Genomic DNA, 8,624 nt, shown 5'->3' with positions numbered 1-8,624 from the left:
TCTTAAGATCCTGTCTATGACTGAGCTTAAAAATCCAAGCTCTAAAACTCGCCGATCTAGAAAAGATAAATTCTGATGAGGCTCAAACCTCACCAGAATCGTATTCGCAGTGAATGACTTACTTCTTCTTCACGGCTTGCTTGATGGCCATTTCAGCCAGTTTTGGTGTCGCCGCTTTCAATACGCTGGGTGCCACCTTCTTACCCACTTTGACTGCTTTATTCAGTTGGCCTTTAACCGACGAGCCTCTTTTCATGGCTTCTAAACGTTGGCGGTTTCTCTGAACGTTATTTGCGTCAGCGATACGCTCTATCAACGTCTGCCTTAAAGTATCTAAACCAAACTGTACCTTTTCTGGCGCAATCGCCAGCGGTAACACGATATCGGTTTGCAGTAATATATGATTGTATTCGAGCGCTTGAGCAATGATCTTCGCTTTGGTCGATGTTGGATTCTCTAAGTCATACGGTGGCTGCCAATCGTCTACAGGCTTTAATCTGTCTACCTGATTCACAACCGACACCACAATCGGTTTCTTGCGTGAGATGTTCTTAGGATCGTCATAGAAAGCATCAAATCTATCTTTCAATTGCTTATCCAAATCACGTGCAGACTGATTGGCTTTAAGCACCCATAGCACCACATCCGCTTGGGTCATCTCTTTCAGCATTAAGGCTTCGGTTTTAGGATTGCCATCAAGCCCCTGAAGATCAACAACGCGAACATCATTGTCGTCGACAAACGCGTTATACACCGTTGAAGTGTCGGTTGATGGCAGCACATCCACTTCTGCAACCAACTCTTGCTTGAGTGCATTGATAAGTGAAGATTTACCCGAACTGGTTTGTCCCACCAGCACGATTCGCACAGGCTCTAGCTCTGGAGCAAAGCGTTGTTCGTCGAGTTCAGAAACATCAGACACTTTAAGTGCCTCATCTTCAATGCTGAAACGTTCGCTGTAGAGGTCAATCGCCACCGCCGCAACTTCATCTAACAAGGCTTGTTTGGCGGCGTATTGCATGTCATCAACCACACCCCTTGTCATCGTTGCTGTCGCTTGTTCTCGTCCTAAATCAGAAATCACCTTGAGTGGATTCAAATACAAGTTTTTAAGGTGGTTACCCCAAATAGCCGCTTTGAAGATCTTCTGTCCTAGCTCACCGTATTTATCGTAGGCTTCGTAGCCCGCTTTGATGTAAGAAACCTTGAGATACTCAATGCCGGGGATATGCTCTCGCACTACCAATTTGTAGCGTCGGCTGACCTCTTCGAACAGCTTTAGCCCTTCAGGAATCGAAAAATCGAGTGATTTCTTATCAAACTTTTTCGCAACAAATTCAAGTACCTCTAAACCGGTTTGGTCTAAGTTACCCCACTCTATGTCGACCATTAATTGTTGGCGTACATGGTGTTTTGAATCATTCCAGATCGACAGTTCTTTTTGAGACCAATCAGCCGAAGCCTTAACCAATGCATCGTTGATATCAGCTTTTTTATGCTGTGATTCAGCTTCAGCAGTATCCTCGCCAAGGCCGCCACTCTCTTTATTCGAGAAAGACTCTTTATTTGAAGAGCGGCTTGAAGAACGGCTAGAAATGAATAAAGGAATGGTGAACACCAAGGTACTCACGGCAATGGCAATCGACATTTCGAGTAGATAACCGTATTTGATCGCCAAGAAGACACCAAAACCCATCATGATAATGCTTGGGAAGATCGCCAAAATCAGGGCAATGCCCCAGCGTCCGCTCGATAGCACCGCCAGTAATCGAAATAGGTTTCTAATTTTCTTCATAACCCGACGCCGCCTTTCCTTTTTTCAGAGATTCTTTGTAGATCTTCTGCATCTCTTGTTCAGACACTTCTTCACCTTTGTTCTTATGATAGAAGTAAAAACAAGCCGCGCGACCTAAACCATAAGAGGTGCCGAAACTCATTGCCGCTGCAGCCACCGCACCTACCGTTTGACCATAAACTGGAATCAGCTTTATCAACTGTCGAGTGCCCAGCTTCATTCCGTATTGCAAAGCAAAGCTGCTTCCCAGAGTGCCTATCAACTCACTAAAGACTCTCTTATTCCATTCGACCCCATATTGATTGGCCAAGCTGTGAAGCATTTTGGCTTGAATCGCAGGTACCGACACCAAACCAACACCCGGAATCAGGTCACTCGCTGCGGCACTTCCTGCATACCAAAGCACTTCGTTTTCTACTTGATCAAAGTTGGCTTCTTCTTGCGTGGAATGTTCTTTGTCTTGCACCATCATTCCTATCACCGGAAGAATACTGCTCAGCTTTTCTAACAAGATGTCATAGTTGTAAACCGCTTCGCTGTTAGACATAGCGTTGTCATCCGTTTCGAAATCGACCGCTACCGATTCAAACTCTTTACCCCAAGCCTTCTCTACTTGGTTGGTGTTGAACTGAATTTGCCTTGCTCGATCTGGTTCACTGGAAGACAACACCGCCGTATGAACCAGCAACAAGTGTTTAATCTTCTTCTGTTTCTTAATCTGTTTTAGAGCCGTAAGCACAGCGGATTGTTCAGGTTCGTCGGCTTTCATTACAACGACTAACGCATTACCTGCCTGACCAATCTCTTCCAAATCCTCTTTCGCATCGTAATTCGCTTCGCTGAGTCCTCTGGTATCAAGAAACCTCATCACGGGTTTGTCTTGCGGAAACTCATACGACATCGCCGTCATGGTACAAGGCGCAAAACCATTGCCCACTTCTACAGAAGAGTCGCCCGTGACCGCTTGAATAAACGATGACTTGCCCGCCCCCGTTTTGCCCAACAGCCACAATGTAGGAAGATGCTTGCGCTGATATTCATGAGCCTGAGTCAAGTCTGGGTTCTTGCTCGGATTAATGAAGTCTTTTATTTGATCAAACATGTTTAGAGTAACGCTCACTTGATGTTGAGATTCGAGTTGATGACAAAGCAATACTGACTTATATAATCACAAATCATATTAAACTTATGTTTGTTCAGTCGCACAGGTTTACAATGCCTAAACGCTTGTTTTTATTTGCGCGCTCATTTTTATAGACGCTTTTTTATACGTACGGGTATCATCGTATTGATTCGGGTACCTAACGAACATCAACAAACACAGAGAGCTCAAAGAGAAGTATGGAACAAATTTATTTAGCTGGCGGCTGCTTGTGGGGTGTACAAGAATTTATTAAGTACGTTCCTGGTGTTATCAGCACAGAAGCAGGCCGTGCTAATGGAAGCGCCCAGCCAACAGAGAACAAAACGACACAAAGCGACGGCACACAAAGCGATTACAATGGCTACGCGGAGTGCGTACAAATTGAATTTGATCCAAACATCACGTCAGTCACGATTTTGATGGAACACTTGTTTGAGATTATCGACCCTTACAGCTTGAATAAACAAGGTGTCGATGTCGGAGAGAAATACCGCACAGGTGTATACAGCACTAATGCAGAACACTTAACCGAAGCTAAGCACTATATTTCTTCAAGAGATGATGCCGACCGTATCGCTGTTGAGGTGTTGCCGTTGACCAATTATGTTGCCAGCGACGACATCCACCAGCATCACTTAAGTCACTTCCCTGAAGATCACCACTTATGTCATATCCCTTGGGATCTACTGCATAAGTATAAATCACAGTAGTCTCGACGTAAGATTGAGATGATCACGACCTAAGATCGATAAAGCCTCAACAGACATTATCTGTTGAGGCTTTTTAAGTGTTATGGTCAGGACAGCTATCGTGAATTGATTTGGTAGCTCAAACCATTAAGCATTAGCCATTAAGTAATGACCCATAGCCAATAACTTACTTAGTCGTATTCTCAAGCACGTAGTCCGGACCCGCTGTTTCAGCCGTCACGACCGCAAGTTTAGACACGTCTGCACCTTCGCCTTGATAAGCGTTGATACCGTTCTCAACCGTCATTTTTGGCAGTTCAACCGAATAGCTTTCAATCAACCCAGAATCCGTTACTTGACCTACGTAAGTTTCGTCTGTGTAGGTTGCGCCGACTAATGGGTAATCTTGCGTTGCACGCACACTTACAAACTCAGGAGATTGCGAGTTATCAACCACGTTGTGTTTGAACGCCACATCAACGCCCGCATAAATGCCTTCCACTTCTGCGTTGTCAAACAAACTTACACGGTGACTTTGGTTGCCGTAAACAATGCCCCACTCAGTATCAACTAGAGAGTTGTTCTCGATAGTGATGTTTTTCGGTGTCCACTGCTTGTTAAGCTCTTTGCCTTTCACCGATTGATCTAACTGCTCACCATTCGCTACGTCGATGATACCTGTGTTGATAACAATGCCGCCACGTAGGTCAGCGTTGCCTTCAATCAAGCCATCGCGGCCTCGAGTATTTGCAATGTAGTTATTGCGGATCACATGGTCTTCATCGTAGATACGGACGCCGCCCGTTAGGCGCTTTCCATTACCAAGAATCATGTTGTTCTCAACTGTGTTGCCTTTTCCGTGACGCAGTGAAATAAGCGCAGTGCTTTGGAAAATAGTATTACCTGAGATCGTGTTGTCGCCCGACTTAATCGAGATAAGCTCACGCTCACCATCCATATCGATCATTAGGTTGTTCACGAACTTAGAACTTGAATCCCACTGTGAAGCTTTAGAATCACCAATACGGATCGCTTCCCAGCTGTTGCCGTTGTAACGAATCGCTTCTTTAATGTCGAATTCGTTGAACTGGTTAGGCTTTTGGTCCATGAAGATGTTGTTTGCGATCAGGTGGTTGTCTGCTGTGTCATCTTTTTGCACACCAATCAAAGTGCCGCGTTTTTGCTTACCTTCGAAACGGTTGTTGATGACTTTGCCGTCTTTACCCCATAGAGAAACCCAAAGGTACTTTGGATACTCAGAACGACGCTCGTCTGGCTCGTACGTGTAATCGTGGTTGAAGTAGTAGAATGTTGAGTTTTGAAGCGTATTGCCATTACCCATCATACGAACTGCGCCAAAGCGTTCGTTAGGACCGCCCTCAGTAAATACCAAGCCATCAAGCGTGATGTCATCACCTTTCAGTTCAAACTGAATCAAACCAGTGATCCACGCAGATCCTGCTTGCTCGGCCTTGATAGTGATGTCATTCGCCGTAATAGTCACTTGACCTAAGTTCGCGTATTTACCGGCAGGGATCACCACTTCATCGCCATCTTTTAGGTTTTCAAATTGTGCTTTAAGCGCAGCCACTTGTTCTTCTGAAGCAACGGCTAAAGTGTCGCCATCTACCTCAGTTAAGCGGTCACTGCTCAATAGGTAACTACGGTCGATTTCGCTAATAGCTGGCGCAGCTTGTTCAGCGACACTGACTACGGGCGCTGTTTTTTCTTGTGTTGTACAGCCAGTTGCAAAAGCGAGCGTGAACGCGCTAATAATGCTTACCGATAATAGTTTTTTGTTCATCGTACATCTCACATTAAAGTTTGGATTATAAAAATGACGACCACCCGTTCAGGTGGCCGTGATGTTATTTAGGATGCGAATTAGATTAGCCTTCGGCTGGAGTCACTTCGTCTTGTTGCTCGACTTTGTCATCGACTGCTTTAACAAGTAACAGACCAACAGAGAACACAATCAAGCCACACAGAACGAATACCATGCGTCCCCACATTGGGTTTGGCAGTACGAACATAGTCATTACGCCCACACCCGCTACCGCGATAAGTGAACCCAACATACGACGTTGCTTGTTATCCAGTTTCTTCTGTTCATTACTTTCAGCAACTAGTGGCGTCGCTAGGTTGTTGAAGAACTTGTCTACGTCTTTCTCACGGTGCTCAGCAAGAGGCTTGTAGAACAGTGTTGAAAGAACAAAGAAGCCAGCAGTAAATATGATGTGACCGATAAGGCCGATAGCCACTTTCAGGTCAGCCCACTCACGGCCAGTTAGTTCATTTAGACCGAACCAGTTTTGAATCATGTCCGCAGTGATAACGAAACCAACGAAGTAAGAAACCACACCACCTACAACTAGCGTGCCCCAACCTGCCCAATCCGGTGTTTTACGGATGAAGAAGCCACAGAATGCTGGAATTGTCATTGGGAAGCCGATCAATGCGCCCACGTACATCATGGTGTCGAAAAGGCTCAGACCTTTAAGAGAGTTGATGAACAGAGCAACCAAGATGATCGCGATACCGAAGAAGGTAGACGTTAGTTTAGAAACAACCATTAGCTCTTTCTCTGTCGCTTTAGGACGAAGAATCGGCTCGTAGAAGTTCTTAACGAAGATACCTGAGTTACGGTTTAGACCTGAGTCCATTGAAGACATTGTTGCTGCGAACATAGCGGCAATCAGAAGGCCAACCATACCTGCAGGCATGTATTCTTGAACGAAGTAAAGGTAAGCGAAGTCAGCGGCTTTGCTGCCAGCTTCTGGGTAAGCAGCTGCTAAATCAACACCTTGACCAGCCATGAACCAAGAAGGCATGAACCAGATGATTGGACCAAGCGTCATTAGTACACAAGCAAGCAGTGCTGCTTTACGTGCGTTGTTTGAATCTTTTGCAGCAAGGTAACGGTAAGAGTTAAGCATGTTGTTGGTAATGCTGAACTGCTTTAAGAAGATGAACACAGCCCAGATGCTGAAGATGCTCATGTAGTTAAGGTTGTCACCCGTGATGAACGAATCCGTCGGGAAGTCGCTAATGATCTGCGTAACACCGCCACCGTGGTAAATAGCAACGACTGCACATGTCACCGTTACTGCCATGATGATAACCATCTGCATAAAGTCAGATGCGATTACCGCCCAAGAGCCGCCCGTCACTGACATCACCAGTACAACCAGACCCGTTAGGACAATCGTCGTTGTCATATCAAAGCCGAAGATACCCGATGCGATGATTGCTAGACCATTCAACCAAATACCTGCAGAGATAACGCTGTTTGGCATACCAGACCAAGTAAATACTTGCTCATTCACCTTACCAAAACGCATACGAATCGCTTCAATTACCGTCACAACACGCAGTTGACGGAACTTCGGAGCGAAGTAAAGGTAGTTCATTAGGTAACCGAATGCGTTCGCGATGAAGATAATCGCTACGGCAAAGCCATCGGTAAAGGCTTTACCTGCTGCACCAGTAAATGTCCAAGCACTGAACTGGGTCATAAATGCGGTTGCACCTACCATCCACCACAGCATATTACCTCCCCCACGGAAGTAATCACTTGTCGTACTTGTAAACGTTCGAAACATCCACCCTATCGCAATTAAGAATAGGAAGTAGATGCCAACTATCAGGGTATTGAGTTCCATCGTTAGACCTTTTATTTATGTTTTTTTGTTGAGGTCACTATAAATAAATGGCAAGTATATTTGTACTACAATAACCCAAATGCGTGACAATGATCTTACAGTCTGACACTCAATTAATCATACAAGTGATCGAGTTCAAAGTTGCACCACCTAGGAGCGCAATTCCTCAAGTCAGTGCAGTTATCCGCACTAAATTTCGACCAAAACCCCGAAAAACATGAACAAAGTCTCTAAAAATCGAAGATTCATCGTTAAAAACTATTATTCTTGACGATCAAAGCTTAAAGAAGAGCAGCAAAAATATCGTTAGATATAATTTATAAAAATGAATTAAACCAACATATTTGTAGTACAAATAAGATCGATAATTTGCTTTTAAAAGTTCCCTATATTAGGCAGCCAATAATGAAAACTTGAAAACCACTATTAGATACTGACAGGGATACACGGAAGTGAAATGCTTTTAACACACCCGTTACACTTTCCCCGTCCAATAAAAAGGTGTCATTATGAAGAAATACGTTCCAATCTTAATTGCTCTTAGTACGGTATCTTCTATGAGCTATGCAGCAACACCGCGTGAAGATGCTGTTGACTACTTACAGATGCGTAAAGGCGTGGCTTACCAAGTAAACCATTCAAAACCTTTCACTGGTCAATTTGAACAGAAGTTCGATAACGGCCAAGTCGCGACCCAAGCTCAGTTTGCCGATGGCTTAGAACTTGGGCTAGAAACTAACTGGTATCCGAATGGCCAAGTCGCTTCTAAAGTGAATTACGTAAAAGGTGAACTGCAAGGCAAAGCTGAAACCTGGTATCCAAACGGACAGAAAAAAGCAGAACTCAATTATAAAGACAATGAACTATCAGGCACCGCCTCTCGCTGGTATCCCAATGGGGAACAAAGCCTGACAGCTGAATACAGCGACGGACAAAAAGATGGATTGGTAACGGACTACTACCCGAACGGTAATAAGGCCAGCCAAGCGAAGTTTGATGAAGGTGAAGTCGCGAACGGAAAACTTACTCGCTGGAATACTAACGGTGACAAAGTTGAAGAACTGACCTTTAAAGATCACAAAGTCACCTCTAAACAGGTGTGGATGCCTACAGAAAGCTAAGCCTCAAGAACAGCTCTCACGGAGCTCTTTGATATAACTAAACGCCTGCTGTTAAAGTTTGCAGCTACACGTCTGCAACTAAGAGACGAGAGAAGAGAAGAGAAGGGAAACGAACATTCATGTGATTAAGCGTGAATGTTCGTGGCTTTGATGCTGTAACAGACTCACTTGAGCGTGTTGTCATCAACCTAAAAGACCCTGTAAATAATTTTG

6 protein-coding genes are annotated in these 8,624 nt (G+C 44.6%); 2 read left to right on the top strand and 4 right to left on the bottom strand.

Translation table 11 applies throughout. The features are described from left to right. Nucleotides 1-118: 118 nt before the first annotated feature. Nucleotides 119-1,795, bottom strand: coding sequence for a GTPase family protein (locus tag AB4161_RS20465; protein ID WP_372084113.1), 1,677 nt, complete (start codon nucleotides 1,793-1,795; stop codon nucleotides 119-121). Next, nucleotides 1,782-2,897, bottom strand: coding sequence for a YcjF family protein (locus tag AB4161_RS20460; protein ID WP_017063633.1), 1,116 nt, complete (start codon nucleotides 2,895-2,897; stop codon nucleotides 1,782-1,784). Before AB4161_RS20460 ends, AB4161_RS20465 begins: the two co-directional genes overlap by 14 nt. A 239-nt stretch (nucleotides 2,898-3,136) precedes the next feature. On the opposite strand from AB4161_RS20460, the gene AB4161_RS20455 reads away from it, so the two are divergent. Next, nucleotides 3,137-3,649 (top strand): peptide-methionine (S)-S-oxide reductase, encoded by a 513-nt coding sequence (locus tag AB4161_RS20455; protein WP_017063632.1) that lies wholly within the window; start codon nucleotides 3,137-3,139, stop codon nucleotides 3,647-3,649. 166 nt (nucleotides 3,650-3,815) lie between these two features. Here AB4161_RS20455 and AB4161_RS20450 read toward each other — a convergent pair whose 3' ends face one another. Both AB4161_RS20450 and AB4161_RS20445 read right to left on the bottom strand, forming a co-directional pair. Beyond that, entirely contained in the window at nucleotides 3,816-5,432 is a 1,617-nt protein-coding gene (locus tag AB4161_RS20450; RefSeq protein ID WP_137001974.1) for a polysaccharide lyase 6 family protein, read from the bottom strand. Between the two features lie 85 nt (nucleotides 5,433-5,517). After that, a complete protein-coding gene (locus AB4161_RS20445) occupies nucleotides 5,518-7,290 on the bottom strand; it encodes a sodium:solute symporter family transporter (RefSeq protein WP_017067389.1) in 1,773 nt (590 codons plus the stop codon). Nucleotides 7,291-7,799: 509 nt separating this feature from the next. On the opposite strand from AB4161_RS20445, the gene AB4161_RS20440 reads away from it, so the two are divergent. Then, a complete protein-coding gene (locus tag AB4161_RS20440) occupies nucleotides 7,800-8,411 on the top strand; it encodes a toxin-antitoxin system YwqK family antitoxin (protein WP_017069964.1) in 612 nt (203 codons plus the stop codon). Nucleotides 8,412-8,624 lie beyond the last annotated feature (213 nt).

It is taken from the genome of Vibrio sp. 10N.286.51.E5, assembly GCF_041469125.1.
Classification (GTDB): Bacteria; Pseudomonadota; Gammaproteobacteria; order Enterobacterales; family Vibrionaceae; genus Vibrio; species Vibrio crassostreae_C.
This window is presented reverse-complemented; position numbering and strand designations above follow the sequence as displayed.